Source organism: Finegoldia magna ATCC 29328 (assembly GCF_000010185.1).
GTDB classification, from domain to species: Bacteria; Bacillota; Clostridia; order Tissierellales; family Peptoniphilaceae; genus Finegoldia; species Finegoldia magna_H.
In genome coordinates this window covers 1,541,107-1,557,268 of record NC_010376.1, presented here as the reverse complement: position 1 = coordinate 1,557,268, position 16,162 = coordinate 1,541,107, and the positions used below count along the sequence as shown (strand labels likewise).

Annotated in this window: 14 protein-coding genes and 2 pseudogenes; 12 read left to right on the top strand and 4 right to left on the bottom strand. The window is 32.0% G+C overall.

All coding sequences use genetic code 11. From position 1 onward, the window contains the following. Positions 1–5 precede the first annotated feature (5 nt). A pseudogene (locus tag FMG_RS09625) lies at positions 6–741 on the top strand (hypothetical protein); the annotation flags it as partial. 723 nt (positions 742–1,464) lie between these two features. On the opposite strand, the gene FMG_RS07410 reads toward FMG_RS09625, so the two are convergent. Together FMG_RS07410 and FMG_RS07405 are read right to left on the bottom strand one after the other, a co-directional pair. Next, positions 1,465–2,760 (bottom strand): sensor histidine kinase, encoded by a 1,296-nt coding sequence (locus FMG_RS07410; protein WP_012291067.1) that lies wholly within the window; start codon positions 2,758–2,760, stop codon positions 1,465–1,467. A 1-nt stretch (position 2,761) separates the two neighbouring features. Continuing rightward, on the bottom strand, positions 2,762–3,457 hold the full coding sequence (locus tag FMG_RS07405; RefSeq protein ID WP_002836976.1) for a response regulator transcription factor: 696 nt from the start codon (positions 3,455–3,457) through the stop codon (positions 2,762–2,764). A gap of 128 nt (positions 3,458–3,585) precedes the next feature. Between FMG_RS07405 and FMG_RS07400 the strand changes: the two genes are divergently transcribed. Genes FMG_RS07400 through FMG_RS07390 form a run of 3 tightly spaced genes read left to right on the top strand, consistent with a single transcriptional unit; the run spans position 3,586 to position 5,946 of the window. Next, complete coding sequence (locus FMG_RS07400) at positions 3,586–4,479, top strand: ABC transporter ATP-binding protein (protein ID WP_002840761.1); 894 nt, start codon at positions 3,586–3,588, stop codon at positions 4,477–4,479. 1 nt (position 4,480) lies between these two features. Beyond that, positions 4,481–5,233, top strand: a complete 753-nt coding sequence (locus tag FMG_RS07395; RefSeq protein WP_012291066.1) for an ABC transporter permease — start codon at positions 4,481–4,483, stop codon at positions 5,231–5,233. Between the two features lie 8 nt (positions 5,234–5,241). Further along, entirely contained in the window at positions 5,242–5,946 is a 705-nt protein-coding gene (locus FMG_RS07390; RefSeq protein ID WP_012291065.1) for an ABC transporter permease, read from the top strand. A gap of 225 nt (positions 5,947–6,171) precedes the next feature. Here the strand turns inward: FMG_RS07390 and FMG_RS09965 are convergent, their stop codons facing one another. Beyond that, on the bottom strand, positions 6,172–6,324 hold the full coding sequence (locus FMG_RS09965) for a Fic family protein (RefSeq protein ID WP_410402970.1): 153 nt from the start codon (positions 6,322–6,324) through the stop codon (positions 6,172–6,174). Here FMG_RS09965 and FMG_RS09880 point away from each other — a divergent pair. Beyond that, positions 6,314–6,551, top strand: a pseudogene (locus FMG_RS09880) (polysaccharide biosynthesis C-terminal domain-containing protein); the annotation flags it as partial. The gene FMG_RS09965 and the pseudogene FMG_RS09880 overlap by 11 nt on opposite strands. On the opposite strand, the gene FMG_RS07385 reads toward FMG_RS09880, so the two are convergent. After that, on the bottom strand, positions 6,535–7,527 hold the full coding sequence (locus FMG_RS07385; RefSeq protein WP_012291063.1) for a helix-turn-helix domain-containing protein: 993 nt from the start codon (positions 7,525–7,527) through the stop codon (positions 6,535–6,537). The pseudogene FMG_RS09880 and the gene FMG_RS07385 overlap by 17 nt on opposite strands. A gap of 160 nt (positions 7,528–7,687) precedes the next feature. On the opposite strand from FMG_RS07385, the gene FMG_RS07380 reads away from it, so the two are divergent. The 7 genes from FMG_RS07380 (at position 7,688) to FMG_RS07350 (ending at position 16,014) form a co-directional block, all read left to right on the top strand. Beyond that, a complete protein-coding gene (locus FMG_RS07380; protein ID WP_041250622.1) occupies positions 7,688–9,442 on the top strand; it encodes an ABC transporter ATP-binding protein in 1,755 nt (584 codons plus the stop codon). Next, positions 9,426–11,147, top strand: a complete 1,722-nt coding sequence (locus FMG_RS07375) for an ABC transporter ATP-binding protein (protein ID WP_041250621.1) — start codon at positions 9,426–9,428, stop codon at positions 11,145–11,147. Before FMG_RS07380 ends, FMG_RS07375 begins: the two co-directional genes overlap by 17 nt. A gap of 11 nt (positions 11,148–11,158) precedes the next feature. Next, positions 11,159–12,502: an MATE family efflux transporter gene (locus FMG_RS07370; protein ID WP_041250667.1), complete on the top strand. Its 1,344-nt coding sequence runs from the start codon at positions 11,159–11,161 to the stop codon at positions 12,500–12,502. A 59-nt stretch (positions 12,503–12,561) separates the two neighbouring features. Next, complete coding sequence (locus tag FMG_RS07365) at positions 12,562–13,146, top strand: MptD family putative ECF transporter S component (RefSeq protein WP_012291059.1); 585 nt, start codon at positions 12,562–12,564, stop codon at positions 13,144–13,146. Then, positions 13,146–13,841 carry an energy-coupling factor transporter transmembrane component T family protein gene (locus FMG_RS07360; protein ID WP_012291058.1) on the top strand — a complete coding sequence of 232 codons (696 nt, stop codon included), beginning with the start codon at positions 13,146–13,148 and terminating at the stop codon, positions 13,839–13,841. The genes FMG_RS07365 and FMG_RS07360 overlap by 1 nt, the downstream gene beginning before the upstream one ends. Continuing rightward, entirely contained in the window at positions 13,829–15,193 is a 1,365-nt protein-coding gene (locus FMG_RS07355; protein ID WP_012291057.1) for an ABC transporter ATP-binding protein, read from the top strand. Before FMG_RS07360 ends, FMG_RS07355 begins: the two co-directional genes overlap by 13 nt. 206 nt (positions 15,194–15,399) lie before the next feature. Further along, positions 15,400–16,014, top strand: a complete 615-nt coding sequence (locus FMG_RS07350) for a hypothetical protein (RefSeq protein ID WP_012291056.1) — start codon at positions 15,400–15,402, stop codon at positions 16,012–16,014. Positions 16,015–16,162 lie beyond the last annotated feature (148 nt).

Here is a 16,162-nt window from a genome sequence, read left to right as displayed (position 1 = left end):
TTAAAGTCTTTGAAAAAGAAAATATAGATACTTTTACAATGAATGGAGAGTTACTATTAACAATATTAAGTTCAGTAACTCAACAAGAAGTAGAAAATAACTCAGCCCATGTAAAAAAAGGATTAAAAATGAAAATGGAAAAAGGGGAGCTTATTGGTTTTCAAGGTTGTCTTGGCTATGATTATGACCCTACAAAAAAGTATCTCTATTAAAGAAGAAGAAATAAATGATAATACTTTAGTCAAAGATTTAAAAAAGTTAGAAAATCAATTAAATAGAAACATTAGTCAAGAAAGAAAGTTAGTTGATCTGCATTGAGAAGATAGTATTGACGAAGAAGTTTGTGCTAAAAAGTATAAAAAACTTACAAAACAAAAAGTAGAATTACTTGATGAAAAGAAAACACTGGAACTAACAATAAAAGATGAAAGTTTTATTAAAGAAAGACTAAAGAAATTTAAAAAGATCTTAGAAAATAAAGAAATTATAGAGGAATTTAACAGAACAGTAATTGAAAGCATAGTTGATAAAGTTGTGGTGGGCAGAATCGACAAAGACGGAACAGTCCATCCATATGACTTAACATTCTACTTCAAAACAGGAATTAAAGATAGTCAAGATTCTAATAAATTCAAAGATAAAAGAAAAAATGCCAAAAACAATGACATTGATAAATTGTACTCCTACAAGAATGACGAGGATAAAAAATTATGTTCCCAAGCAAAAGACAACGCACGTTGAAGCCCTAGCCCTACTTGTCAAGAAGCGAAGCTACACTGAAAAGTAGAGGCAGGTCTCATGCAAAGATTTCCCAAGAGAAGCGACCGAATAGGAAGTTTTGATTGGCAGAAATCGACTGCTGAAGCTGTATGGTTGATACAAAAGATGTAAATTTAGAAATCCTGCATTTTAATAAGTTTATAAGCATTTTGTATTTGAAAAAGATGAAGAAGGATATGTAAAAAAGACTCAAAAAAACTACATGGACGTAAGAATAGTTTTGCAACTAGTATGAGGAGACACAATAAATATAATTAACTCATTTTGTACTTTCTACAAGAGTAGCTTAAAAAGCTGCTCTTTTTTTATTAAAGGGCGTAAGGTTTCGTTACATCCTTTTTCAAAAATTAGTGAATTTTATAGAGTAGATTCTAGAATAAGACTTTCTTATTAAATTACAAAAACAATAGAGTTGTTATTATTTTTAAATTTAGATGAAAGTTCAGATACATTTAAGTTAACGTTTTTTTCAGAACCAGTATATAAAGCAACTGTAGAATCATATAATACGATTCCAAATAATCATTTTGAAAGATATTCTATTTCTGATTTATCAAAAAATATGCTATTTCAGAATCATGTACCGACCTCAAAAAGTTATACCAAAATCTAACGATTGGGAGGTCGGTACATGATTTTCTTGCTGGCTCGTTTTTTAATTGTGATTTATGATTAAAATAAAATTTAATTAACCAGGTCAAAGATAAAGGAAACGTCAAGGCCTTGGTCCTTATTCTCTATAGAAAATTTCCCATCATGCAATTCGGCTATTTGTTTAGAAATAAAAATCCCCAAACCGTGCCTTGTAATATTGGTCAAATCTTCGTCATTAATTCTCTTTATTATATCTTCATCTACCCCACAGCCTTGGTCTAAGACCCTTATAATTAGCTGGTTATCTGGGTTTGAAATTATAAGGTAGATTTTTCCCTCGGTATAGGCAAGGGAATTTTTTATGATATTTTCGACCATCCTATAAAACAAGGTTGGATCCATTTTAAGTTTTATATCTGGATCTCTTAGCCTATTTTCAAAAATAATTTCTCTTTTTGGGTTTTCATTTAACTTATCGACTATGACTTTTCGGATTACTTTTAAGGGACTTTTTGACTCAAAATTCTCCTTGTCGATGTTGGCAAGGGACATAGTTAGATTGAGACCTTCTAAAATATTTGAAATTTTTAAAACTTGGTCTTGGATATTTTTTGTATCGAGGTCATTTTTATTTTCTTTATTAAGTTCCCAGGAAATTTTTGCAAGAGGGGTCCTAACATCGTGGCTAACTCCCCTTATCCACTTACTTTGTGATTTTTTTAAGTTATTATATTTTTCGTTTGCCTTGTTAATTGAAAGGGCGAGGTCTCTTAATTCTCCACTTTCATCTAATTTTTCATAGTCATCTTCAAAAAGCCCGTCAATGGCCTTTTGAAAAGGAGCAATATTTTTAAGTATATCCCTTATATCCATCCTGTAAAAAACATAGACAAAGAGCAAAAATAAAACTATAAATATGACTACTAGCCACATATTAAATACAAGGTTCTGGTAGTTATAATAATTAAAGGGCAATTTATCTAGTGAATTTTTTGGATAGGCAAAAAGGATTATGCCGTCTCCTACAATATAGGTAAAAACGGGATAATCAGCCAAGTAATACCTGTTAAAGCTAACTACATCTGTGATCTCGAATTTATTTTTAACCTCTCTTGGCTTGTTGAAAGATTCGATGACTTTGCCATTTTTATCGAGCCTTAGGGCCCGAATATCATTTTCTTTTAAAAAGTTCTTATTATTTTCGTTGAGATAGGTATCTGTTTTGTTATTAGTTATATAAGTATAAACATCATTAGGATTTGGATATTTATCTCCCAACCTGTAGTTGAGGTAGAGAAAGACCATTAGCAAAAATGTCAGAAAAAATAAAAGGGCAAGGATTCTTATTACGATTTTTTTAAATCTTTTTATAATGTAATTAAACATCTTAATCTTCCTTCACCAGTTTATAGCCCAAACCCTTGATGGTAATTAGGATTTTTGGATCTCTAGGATTGTCTTCGAGTTTTTCACGAATCCTGTAAATGTGAGTTATCAATGTATTTTCATAACCATAGGAATCTTCCCAAATATTTTCCAAAATGCGGTCAATAGAGACAATCATATTCATGTTGTCGGCTAGGTAGGACAGGATTTTAAATTGCGTGGCAGTTAGGGGGATTTCCTCTCCATTTTTTATGAGGATGCCCTTGGACTTATCGAAAATTACCTTTCCTAAATTAATTTTCTCTTCGTTTTTTATATTTTTACTGCGTCTTAAAACCGCATCAATCCTCCAAAGGAGTTCATCAGGGAAAAATGGCTTGACTAGGTAGTCGTCGGCCTTGTTTTCAAAACCTTCCTTCCTATCATCTATCCCATCAAGGGCGGAGAGGATTATGACTGCCATATCGGAAGTTTTTCTTATTTCCTTTAAAAGATCAAAACCGCTCCCGTCGGGTAGCATTAGGTCAAGGACCACTAGGTCAATTTTGAAATTTGTAAGCTTAAACCTAGATTCTTTGAGGTTTTTGGCGGTATAAATCTTATTAAAACCCTTTTCTTTCAAAAAATTATATAAATTTTCCAATAAATTTGTTTCGTCATCTACTATTAGTATAGAAAAATTATTTCTAAAATCCATTAAGCTCCTCCTTGCTATCCTAATTATACACCAGACTTTTGATATTTTGGTTTTTGTGATGTAAAAGTGACCTTGCTTAAAGCTTATTTTTATCTTAGCCTGGTATCCTTTTGTTAGGAGGAATGATTATGGAAAAAATATTAGAAATAAAAAATCTACAAAAATCATATAACAAGAAGAAAGTCCTAGATATTGACTATCTGGAAATAGAACAAGGTTCAATTTATGGTCTAATAGGCAAAAATGGAGCGGGAAAGTCAACACTTATGAAGCTTATACTTGGTCTTGTGAGAAAAGATGGAGGGGAAATTAAGGTTTTTGGCCAAGAAGTAAGTCCTAGAAACCAAAAAGACCTTAACAAAAATCTCGGTGCCCTAATTGAAAATCCTTCCTTTTATGACCACTTAACAGGCTATGAAAATCTTGAAATAATTTGCGAGCTTAAGGGGATAGATAAGGCAGAAATTTCAAAAACTCTTGACCTTGTTGGCCTTAATAATGTGGGCAAGAAAAAAGCAAGGGATTATTCGCTGGGTATGAAGCAAAGACTTGGAATTGCAATTGCCCTAATAGGTAGTCCAAAGTTATTGATCTTAGATGAACCTATAAATGGCCTTGATCCTCAGGGAATTGAGGAAATGAGAAACTTATTTAAAAACATAGTGAAAAACACTTCTACAAGCATTCTGATTTCTTCTCATATTCTTGATGAGATGGAAAAAATTTCTACACATATTGGTATCCTCAAGGCAGGGAAACTAACCTACAATGGAAGCTTGGAAGACTATAGAAAACTCCACCCACCATTTATTTCCATCCAAACATCTGACAATCAAAAAGCTGCTAATCTTTTAGACTTAGATCAGGTAAGGATAGATGGTAAAAAGATTATTTTGGGCAAAGTTTCTAACCAAAAAATATCTGAAATAGTAAATTTCTTGCACGGAAAGGTTGATATATACAGGATTGAAGAAGAAAAAGAAAGCCTAGAAAAACTTTTTATCGAAGAAAGCAGGTCTTAATATGGCAAACTTAGAAAGAAAAAAATACAAAAGACTTGGGATAAATTTTTTAATACTAATAGTATTTTTCGCTCAAATGCTAATGGTGGCAGGGGTCAGCCATTCAAAATCATTTGCGCAAGGAAATTATCCCCTAGCCTATATCTTAGACACATATCTATTTATTTCCTTATTGATAAATCCGATTTTAATCTCTTCTTTGGTGAAAAAAGTGATTGAAATCGAGGAAAAAAACCAGATGTGGCAGTTGCAAGTAAGTCTTGGAGAAAAAGTAAACTCTATACTCATAAATAAATTTAAAAACCTATCCCTAAAACTAGTTTTATTGCAAATAGTAGAAGCTATTGTCTTTCTCCTACTAGCAAAAAAGTCGGGTAATTTTAATATGGACACTGACATGATATTAAGATTTGCCTTGGTAAACATCTCCGTCATAATAATAAATTTATTTTTTATGGCCCTATTTATGATAATAGAAATGAAATCAAAAAGAGTCTATACCCTATCATTTATAGGAATAATAGGCGGTCTTACTGGAGTAATAACCATGCTTACATCAGAGACTCTTGCCTTTGTAAATCCCTTTGCGTGGATGGCAAGTTTATTAAATATTTCTTATGTAAAAGAAGGCCAAAAATTTATCCAGGTTCTAAATCCAATAAATTTTTATACACCAATAATTGCCCTGATCCTTTTAATAGCCTGCCTTGGCTACTTAAAGGCAATGAAAACTTATAATCTATACAAGGACTAGGAGGACTTATGTTAAAATTAGAATTTAAAAAAATAAAATTTACAAATATCTTGTTGGTAAGTCTGATAATTCCCCTACTAGCTAACGCCTTTGGCCTTATAAACTTTATGGGTAATAAGGAAACATTGACCAATGAATGGCAATCTTTGTGGACCCAGGTAAGCTTGTTTTACTTTTCGTTTTTCTACATTCCCTTAATTGCAATCGTAATAGCAAGCCTTTGGGCGACAGAACACAGAGCAGGCCTGAAATTTATTAGACTTAGCCCAAAGAAAAATATGGCCTTTGTGGGAGCAAAATTGATTTTGGCTTTTCTTATAATTTGCCTTTGCCAAATATATTTTCTGGCCCTTTTCTACCTGGGAGGAAAATATATAGGAGGATTTTCGACCATTGATTTTTCTATATATTTTTATTATATAGGCCTTAGCATCTTGCTTGCCCTTCCAATAATTGGGATTTTTGGAGCTCTTTCCATAAGGATAAGGTCTTTTGGGATCATAGTGCTCTTATCTACAATCTTTACCATGTTTGGTTTTGCGAGCGCTTTTAGGTCTTTAAAAATTGTAGGTCTAAGCTTTTTGGCAATAGAGGCTAATAATTTAAGGTTCATAAACCCACATGATTTGGTCTTGCTGAGTGCTTTTGCCCTAGGGGAATTATTCACATTTTTGTATCTTTCTAATAAATTTTTAAAATTTGAAAATAAATAGCTATGAAAAGATATTAAGAAAAAGCTAATAAATTATAATACAAAGATAGCCCCAAATTTAAGTTTAATTCTTAATTTTGGGGCATTTATTTCTATATTTTTATTAAAATTCTCCTATAGGAATGTCATAGAGGTCTTCGTAGAGGTAGGACTTGTCGATTCCTTTCATGAAAACTTCTCTATCGTCTATTTTATCTATAAGAGCAGATTGTAAAAATGGTTGATTTCAGGTGTTTACAACCGATATCTTCATAGCGGACAAAGCGTATTTATCGATTGTTTCCCAATCTACACATTTTTTAGGTTTTTTTAAGAATAAATTAAGCCAAATCCTATTCGTCCTGCTATTTCCATCTTTAAAAGGATGGATTATTTTCATTTTAACGTATTTGTATACAATAACATCGAACATGGTTATGCGTGGAAATGGATTTATGAAAAAGCCATGCCTATTATGGGCCAGGAGCTCTCTTAAACATAATTCTTGATCTTATTCTAATGAAATTAATGGAGAAATATGCAATTGAAGGTGCAGCACTTGCAACTATTACAGCACAATTGGTTCAAACAATAATAACACTCCATTACTTTAATCACAATAATCGCATTTTAAATTGAGATGTTTGCAAGCTAAATTACGGACTTCACTTGGAAGTTTTCCCTTGTATCTTTTGTAATAGATGGAAAATTTGCTAGCAGATGAATACCCAACAGATTCTGCAATTTCTTTTATAGGCAGTTCGGTATTTAAGAGAAGAGTTTCAGCTACATTCATTCTTTTTCTTTGAGTGTATTCTGTAATGCTTTGACCATATTTTTCTCTGAACAAATTTTTTAATTTTGTTCCGCTCATTTTAGATATTTTTTCAAGGGTTTCTTGATTTACATTCATTGCGAAATGATCATCTAAGAATCTTGCTACATCTTCAAGTGCTTTATTATCATCAGACTCAATTTTATATTTTTTTCTATTTAAGTATGTGTCAATCACAATACTTACCCATTCATTTGCTTTGGCTTTAAAGAAAAAATCAGCGGCAGGGGCGTCCATCTTACAATTTAATATTTCCATTGCCACTTTTTCTAGGGATTTTGTAAGTATAATTTGATTCGGTTGAAGTAAAGATGAATAAAATGATTCCGGATTAATGTTAATAGATGCTAAATGTTTTTCTATTAGCTCTTTTTTAAAACCTATGGAAACAGCAAGATAATAGCAGTTTTCATGTAATAAAAATCGGAAGTCATCTTTTATATTATCAAAATCAAGAGTACATAAAGAGTTTGCGGTAAGCGTTTGATACGGACTGAATTTCTCCCCGTTTGCGCTGACTATGTAGCTTGTGTATATTGAAACATAATCTGCCATGCTATAAGTATTATTTTGAACTACTTCTTCACTTATATAAAAGTCATGGACATCAATAATAAATCCATCTCCTTCATAAAACCAATACAGGCCTTCTGCATAAGTTAAATCTTCTTTATTCCAACAAAAAGTGTGTCCTGCACTTGAATACTTCTTATTGTTTTTGCATTCATCCACTTTCATATAATCTTTTACAAAATCATAATAAGTCATAATCCACCTATCCCTTTGAGACAATATTCCAATTAGCCTTATTAATTTAAAACTATTGTATTAGTAATTATAACCGATGTATAATAAAAATACAATGATAGGCATTATCAAATAAGTAAATTTATATCTAAAAGGGATATCAAAGAAAGGAGAGATGATTATGAAGATTTACAAAAAACTATTTGCTTATGTACAGGATAAAAAATATTTCGGCTTTTTAGCTATAGTTTTTTCTGCTATATCTGCTGTACTTACGGTATATGGATTTTATTTAATCTACAAATTTCTGGATAATTTAATAATTAATTCAGATTTATCTGGTGCAGAGAGCATAGCATTAAAATCTGTTATCACACTAACAAGTGGAGCAATATTTTATTCTGTTTCAGGAACATGTTCTCACATACTAGGTTTTAGGCTCGAAACAAATTTAAGAAAAAGGGGGATAGACGGCTTAGAGAAAGCAAGTTTTAGGTTCTTTGACTTAAATCCATCTGGTCAAATAAGAAAGATTATAGATGACAACGCCGCGCAAACTCATCAGGTTGTAGCACACATGATACCCGATAGCTCTCAGGCAATAGTTTCACCCGTGCTTGTACTTGCACTTGGCTTTATAGTAAGTATAAGAGTTGGCATAACTTTGCTTGCTCTTACAATAATCGGAGGATTAATTTTGGGGGCAATGATGGGCGAACAAAAATTTATGCAAATATACCAAGAAGCCCTATCTAAACTAAGTGCTGAAACTGTTGAATACGTTAGAGGAATGCAGGTTGTAAAAATATTTAGAGCAAATGTCGAATCATTTAAAAGCTTTTATAAGGCGATAAAAGATTACTCAAAGTATGCTTATGATTATTCATTATCTTGTAAAAAACCTTATGTTTTGTATCAATGGCTATTTTTTGGATTGATTGCGATTTTAATTATTCCTATAGTTTATTTTATTGCTAGCTTGGGTAGCAGCAAGGTAATTTTACTTGAGCTTATTATGATTTTATTTTTATCGGGAGTTCTTTTTGTTTCATTTATGAGAATGATGTGGTACTCTATGTACATTTCTCAAGGAAATTATGCAGTAGATACCTTAGAGGCACTTTACGAAGATATGCAAAAAGACAAATTGGTCCATGGCAATGTCAATAATTTTAAAAACTACGATATTGAGTTTGACAAGGTTAGCTTTGCTTATAACGATAAAGCTGTCATTGAAAATTTATCCTTTAAATTAGAAGAAGGAAAGTCCTATGCACTAGTCGGTTCATCTGGATCAGGCAAATCAACAGTAGCAAAACTTATATCAGGTTTTTACAATGTTAACGAAGGAAGCATAAAGATAGGTGGGATTCCAATAAGTGAATATTCTGACGAAGCCTTAATTAAAGCTGTTTCCTTTGTTTTTCAAGATTCGAAATTATTCAAGAAAAGTATTTATGATAACGTCGCTTTGGCTAATAAAGAAGCGACGAGAGATGAGGTTATGAGAGCCTTAAAATTAGCAGGATGCGACTTGATATTAGACAAATTCCCAGAAAGAGAAAACACAATCATAGGCTCAAAAGGAGTTTATTTATCAGGTGGAGAAAAACAAAGAATTGCAATTGCTAGAGCAATTTTAAAGGATTCCAAAATTATTATTATGGATGAAGCATCAGCATCTATTGACCCAGATAACGAGTTTGAATTGCAAAAAGCTTTCAAAAATCTTATGAAGGATAAAACAGTTATCATGATTGCACATAGACTATCTACAATTAAAGACCTCGATGAAATACTTGTGATGGATGGCGGAAAAATTATAGAAAGAGGTTCTGACAAGGAATTAATGTCAAGTGATACAAAGTATAAGAGACTGCAAGAACTCTTTAACAGTGCGAATGAATGGAGGGTTTCAAATGAAGGAGTTTTATAAAAAAAGATTTGCTCTTACAGATAAAGGAGCGAGAAATTTATCTAAAGCGACAATGGCCTCATTTTTCGTCTACTGTATAAACATGCTTCCTGCCATGTTACTAATGATTTTTGCTCAGGAAGTTTTGGAAAATATTGGTAAAAGCAAGGGATTTTATATAGGATTCTCAGTTTTGACTTTGATAGCAATGTATATTTTGCTTTCTATCGAATACGATAAATTATATAGCACAACATATCAAGAAAGTGCAGACTTAAGAATTAGAACAGCGGAAAATTTATCAAAACTACCTCTATCTTACTTTTCTAAACATGATATTTCCGACCTATCACAAACAATCATGTCCGATATTGAGGGTATAGAGCATGCAATGAGCCATGCAATACCAAAAGTGGGTGGCATGGCACTCTTCTTCCCACTAATATCCATTATGATGCTAGTGAGCAATGTCAAGATGGGTTTAGCTGTAATTATTCCAACGATATTAAGCTTTATATTTATACCACTATCTAAAAAACATCAGGTTAAGGGACAAAAAAGATATTATGACGTCTTAAGAGAAAACTCAGAAAGCTTTCAAGAAAATATCGAGATGCAAATGGAGATCAAAGCCTATGGTTTATCAGAGGAAATGGAAGATAAGCTATATGAAAAAATGGATAATAGTGAAAAAGTCCACTTAAAGACAGAGATAGGACTTATTTTAATTATGTCACTTTCATCAATTTTTAGCTTTATTTCCCTTGCTGTTGTGATATTTGTTGGTGTAAATTTAATTATTAATAAAGAGATAAGCCCTCTCTACCTTGTAGGTTATTTACTAGCGGCTATGAAGATAAAAGACGCTCTTGATGCATCTAAAGAAGGTATGATGGAGATATTTTATTTATCGCCAAAAATTGAAAGACTAAAAGAAATTCAAAATCAAAATTTACAAGAAGGCGAAGACTATAATCTACAAAAATTTGATATTGATCTAAAAAATGTTGAATTTGCCTATAATAAAGATGCAAAAGTTTTAAATGGTGTAAGTTTTATAGCTAAGCAGGGAGAGGTAACTGCTTTGGTAGGCGCAAGTGGCTGCGGCAAAACAACTATCTTGAAACTTATATCAAGACTATATGATTATGATGAGGGACAAATCCTAATCGACGGCAAAGACATAAAAGAAATATCAACAGAATCCCTTTTTGACAAGGTCTCAATAGTTTTCCAAGATGTAGTTCTCTTTAATCAAAGCGTTATGGAAAATATTAGACTTGGTAAGCAAGATGCAAGTGATGAAGAAGTTAAAATAGCAGCAAAACTTGCAAACTGCACAGATTTTATAGAAAAAATGGATAATGGTTTCGATACAGTTATTGGTGAGAACGGTGCTGAGCTATCAGGCGGAGAAAGACAAAGGTTATCAATAGCCAGAGCCTTCTTAAAAGATGCACCGATATTGATTTTAGATGAGATAGCAGCAAGCCTTGATGTTGACAACGAGAAAAAGATTCAAGAGTCTTTAAATAATTTAGTTAAAGATAAAACTGTTGTCATCATTTCACATAGAATGAAATCCATAGAAAATGCAGACAAGATAGTAGTTCTTGAAAACGGAAGAGTAGAAAGCGAAGGCAAACATGAAGAGCTTTTACAAAAATCAAAAGTTTACAAGAACTTAATAGAAAAAACAAAAATGGCAGAAGAATTTATATATTGAAAGAACTAAAAATGAAACAAAACATGAAAGAACAGTTGTTGACCAAGAAGCCATTGTCTTTAATGTTTCAATTATCTATACCAGCAGTAATTGGCATGGTGGTTATAGGTCTATATCCACTTATGGATGGAATATTTGCTGGACAAATAATTGGTGAGAATGCTATGGCGGCTTGCTCAATAGCTATGCCACTTACATTTTTTAATAATGGGATTGCAACGCTTATAGGGATAGGTTCGGCATCAATTTTATCAAGAGCCATGGGAAAGAGTGATAAAGATACTATAGACAAGCTTATGGGAAATCTTATCTATTGGATTGTATTTTTTTCAACGATCATAACAATAGGAGGAATACTTCTAGGACCATATTTTTTAGATTTAATTGGAGCAACAGGAGAAATAAAGGCATTAGGCATAAGGTATTTAAGAATAATATTTCTAGGCTCAAATTTTGTAAACTTTACCCAGTCAGCCAATATGGTTATGCGTGGTGAAGGACTTATGAAAAGAGCAATGAGTATCATGGGACTTGGTGCCTTTATCAATATAGCTCTTGATCCAATACTAATGAAATTAATGGGTGATTATGCCATTGAGGGAGCAGCTATAGCAACTGTAACAGCACAAATAATTCAAGCGGTTATTACTCTTTATTATTTTAAGAGTAAAAGTGAAAATGTAAAAATAAAGAAAATAAAAAAAGAAAAAGATATATCAAAGGAAATGTTTGGAGTAGGAGTATCAGCTATGATCATGCAAGTATTTTTCATGGTTCAACAAACATTGCTTTATAGACAAGCTTTTAGATATGGAGGAGATCCAAATGCAATATTAATGTCTGCAACTTTGAGATTTTATGGATTTTCATTTATACCAATTTGGGGAATGAGTCAGGCATTACAGCCGATTATTGGTACAAACTTTGGAGCAAAACAATACGATAGAGTAAAGGAAACTATGAAGATATTTTCTATAGGAGGAACAGTACTTGCGGCAATTTTTTGGTTACCAGCACAAGTATTTTCAAAACAGTTACTTGGTTTATTTAAAGTAAGTCAGGATATAATTTCAAGTGGAGTTAATAATTTCAGAATGTTCTATTCAGTATTTATTCTTTATGGAATTATGATTATGACAATAACTTTTTTCCAAGCGATAGGGGATGGAAAAAAAGCTGGAATGATTGTAATGTTAAGACAGCTAATACTACTTGTTCCAGCCTTACTTATATTACCAAGAGTATTTGGAGCAGGGGCTGTTTGGTGGACAGAACCAGTTGTAGATTTTACTATGATAATGGTAGGTTTAGCAATGCAAGCAAAGGCTCTTTCAAATATGAATGTAAATGATTAAAAATAAAATAAAAAGAAAAATAAAAATGACAGAAGAATTTATTTATTAGGAGGATTAAAATGGATACTAAAAAATTAAAAGTAAAAGATTTAGTGAGTATCGGTGTTTTTGCCGTAATTTATTTCGTCTTGATGTTTGGTGTTGGCATGATGGGTATGATTCCAATATTGTTTTTAGTATACCCAACAGTTTTAGCCATAGTTGCAGGAACGGTAGTTATGTTATTTATGGCTAAGGTTCAAAAACCATGGGCATTATTTATATTCGGTATGATATCACCACTTGTTATGTTTGCATGTGGTCATACCTACGTCCTTGTAGTTTTATCGCTTATAGTAATGATAATAGCAGAATTAATTAGAAAGATTGGTAATTATAATTCCTTTAAATACAATATGCTTTCTTATGCAATCTTCAGCACATGGATATGTAGCTCTTTAATGCAAATGCTTTTAGCAAAAGAAAAATATTTGGAAATGTCTATTGAAATGATGGGAAAAGATTATGTTGATGCAATGGAAAAACTAATAACATATCCTCACATGGCCTTAGTAGCCTTAGGTGCTTTTCTAGGAGGAATAATTGGAGCATATATAGGCAAGGCTCTATTGAAAAAACACTTTGAAAAAGCAGGCATTGTATAATGCCTACCTTTTCTTCAAATGCTCCCTTTAATCCCAATCCAATAAGTAAGATATTAGTAGTATTTCTTACAGGATTAACTATTGCGCATAGCATAAACATCCGTTTTGAACTAGCGATTGTTTGTCTTATTGGTATTTTGTTTTATTTGAATGGGTACAAAAAAACACTTTTTAAATGGATAATTTTATGTATAGCATTATATTCTTTACCTAATTTTATGGTGCTATCTAATATAAATCCAATAATTAAGATGTTTTTAAGCTTATTTATTATCTTCAGAATGTTTTTATTGCCATTTATGGCAGCTAGCTTCATGATAAAGACCTCTGATGTAGGTGCAATAATTTCATCAATGGATAAGCTTAAAATTCCAAAAAATCTTTCCATACCTATTGCGGTTATGTTTAGGTTCTTCCCATCTTTTAAAGAGGAGAAGAAAAACATCAAAATGGCTATGAGAGTAAGGGGGATAAATTTTAAAAATCCAATCAAATATCTTGAATACGTTTCAGTGCCACTACTTATTATATCTTCAAACATTGCAGATGACATTGCAAAAGCGGCAGAAACAAAGGCAATAGAAAATCCAATCGCCAAGACTAGATATATCAGTGTAAAGATACAGCTAATTGATTTTGTTTATGTTTTCGCAGTTGCTGGACTTATTGTGGGAGGCTTAATATGGTTGAAATAAAAAATTTAAGTCTTGATTATGGCGAAGTGCATATATTGGATGACATATCACTATCAATATCCGAGGGAGAGTGTGTGCTATTTACAGGAAAAAGCGGAAGCGGTAAGTCATCTTTAATAAATTCTATCAACGGACTAGCTGTAAGGTATGATAACGCAAAGACAAAGGGCGAAATAATTATTGATGGCAAGAATATAAAAGAGTTGGAGCTTTATCAAATCTCAATGCTTGTCTCAACTGTTTTTCAAAATCCTAAGACATATTTTTTCAATATAAATACGACATTAGAATTATTGTTCTATTTAGAAAATATTGGTCTTGCAAGAGAAGAGATGGACAGGCGTTTGAATGAGATGCTAGAAATTTTCCCGATAAAAAATCTTTTGAACAGAAATATATTTAATTTATCAGGTGGAGAAAAACAAATTCTTTGCATTGCAGCTTCTTATATAGCTGGCACAAAGATTATAGTAATGGATGAGCCTTCATCAAATTTGGATATTAAAAGCATAAGTGTTTTGGCAAAGATGCTAAAGATATTAAAAGAGAAAGGCATAAGCATAATTGTTGCAGAGCATAGAATTTATTATTTGATGGATATAGTTGATCGTGTATTTTTGATAGATAAAGGTAAACTTAAAAAAACTTATACAAGAAGTGAATTTTTAAAGCTAGACAAAAATGATTTGAACGCTTTAAGCTTAAGAGATAAAGAATTAAGCAAATTAGAAGTTCCTTATTTAAAAGGAGAGGGAGAGTATCAGATAAAAGATCTTAACTATAAATTTACTGATGATGAGTGCTTAAGTGTAAAAGAGATCTCATTTAAGCTTGGGAAAATTTATGGCATAATAGGATCAAATGGACGTGGGAAGTCAACGCTTTTGAGAGGCTTAATAGGTCTTGAGAAAAAATCAAAAGAAGAAATTTATTTTAAGGGAGAGAAATTATCTAAAAAAGAAAGACTCAAAAATTCTTCACTTGTTATGCAAGACGTAAATCATCAATTATTTACAGATGAAGTATTCAAAGAACTCAGTCTAGGTGTAAAGAATTTTGATGAAGAAAAGGCAAAAAATATTTTAAAAGATTTAGGCTTATACGAGTTTATTGAAAGGCATCCGATGAGTTTGTCAGGAGGACAAAAGCAAAGACTTGCAATAGCATCTCTTATGTGTAAAGATTCTACATTTGTCTATTACGATGAACCAACTAGCGGCATGGATTATTCCAACATGATAAAAATATCTAAGCTAATTAAAAAATATAGAAATAAAGATAAAATAATTTTTATTGTTTCCCATGATATTGAGTTTTTAAATGAAGTGGCAGATGAGATTTTTGAATTGTAAAATAGAGCATGAGAGCAATCTATAGAACTGGATGGTGGTTTGAAAACATTGACAAATCAAGGTAATTACTATATTATATAGGCAACAGTACCCGACACGCCTCTTAACAATGCGCACCAAGTCGGGTCTTTTGATTATAAGGAGTAATAACGTGAAGAAATCGCCATTTATACAAAACTTCAAAGAAAACTATTCAAGGAGAATAAATGAGAATAGATAGAATCAATACATATGATGACAATCGCTTCAGTCAAGAAGCACTATATCAGCACGGTTGCTACATTGTAGATGGCGATGCGCCTGTAGAAATTAAAATCATATCACAGACCGAGGCACTTATAAAAGGAGAAGAAGCATATTTTGACGAGGTCATTGAAGAGTTTCGATTTAATGCAGAGCACATCACAAATTTTTATGATGAAAGTGGTAAGCTTATTAAGAAATTCAAAGACGTGGAGGTTTTTAAGCTTGATCTGGATAAAATCCAGCCAATACAGTTCTTTATAGATAGTGATAAATTAGAGGCAGTTAAGAGCTTTGTCAATAGAGAAGAAGACGTGATTATCCCAGTTACAATACGCGAAGACACAAACGCGTCCCTAGATGGACACACACGCCTCTACCTTGCATATAGCCTTGGATTCAAGTACGTATACGCCTATCTTAGTGAAACCTTCTGTGGATTTGACTATTTCTTTGATGAAGCAAGAAAAAGAAATATATTTACAGCAAAAGACTTGACCTTGCTCACACATGATGACTATACAGTTAAGTGGGATAAGTTTTGCGATGAGTATTATATGAGTATAGAGTGTGAATAGACGAGTGTATTGTTCGGGTAAAATAGTAAATAATATTAAGATAAACTAGTAAAATTCTGAACTGATTTTAGAAATCAAGGACTTGATGGGCTTAAACCAAAAATAGAGGAAGACCTTCAAGTATAAATATAAGGTTTCAAATCTTTAT

Coding starts and splice junctions, on each gene's coding strand:
- FMG_RS07410 (WP_012291067.1), bottom strand. CDS start 2,760: ATGTTTAATTACATTATAAAAAGATTTAAAAAAATCGTAATAAGAATC.
- FMG_RS07405 (WP_002836976.1), bottom strand. CDS start 3,457: ATGGATTTTAGAAATAATTTTTCTATACTAATAGTAGATGACGAAACA.
- FMG_RS07400 (WP_002840761.1), top strand. CDS start 3,586: ATGGAAAAAATATTAGAAATAAAAAATCTACAAAAATCATATAACAAG.
- FMG_RS07395 (WP_012291066.1), top strand. CDS start 4,481: ATGGCAAACTTAGAAAGAAAAAAATACAAAAGACTTGGGATAAATTTT.
- FMG_RS07390 (WP_012291065.1), top strand. CDS start 5,242: ATGTTAAAATTAGAATTTAAAAAAATAAAATTTACAAATATCTTGTTG.
- FMG_RS09965 (WP_410402970.1), bottom strand. CDS start 6,324: ATGAAAATAATCCATCCTTTTAAAGATGGAAATAGCAGGACGAATAGG.
- FMG_RS07385 (WP_012291063.1), bottom strand. CDS start 7,527: ATGACTTATTATGATTTTGTAAAAGATTATATGAAAGTGGATGAATGC.
- FMG_RS07380 (WP_041250622.1), top strand. CDS start 7,688: ATGAAGATTTACAAAAAACTATTTGCTTATGTACAGGATAAAAAATAT.
- FMG_RS07375 (WP_041250621.1), top strand. CDS start 9,426: ATGAAGGAGTTTTATAAAAAAAGATTTGCTCTTACAGATAAAGGAGCG.
- FMG_RS07370 (WP_041250667.1), top strand. CDS start 11,159: ATGAAACAAAACATGAAAGAACAGTTGTTGACCAAGAAGCCATTGTCT.
- FMG_RS07365 (WP_012291059.1), top strand. CDS start 12,562: ATGGATACTAAAAAATTAAAAGTAAAAGATTTAGTGAGTATCGGTGTT.
- FMG_RS07360 (WP_012291058.1), top strand. CDS start 13,146: ATGCCTACCTTTTCTTCAAATGCTCCCTTTAATCCCAATCCAATAAGT.
- FMG_RS07355 (WP_012291057.1), top strand. CDS start 13,829: ATGGTTGAAATAAAAAATTTAAGTCTTGATTATGGCGAAGTGCATATA.
- FMG_RS07350 (WP_012291056.1), top strand. CDS start 15,400: ATGAGAATAGATAGAATCAATACATATGATGACAATCGCTTCAGTCAA.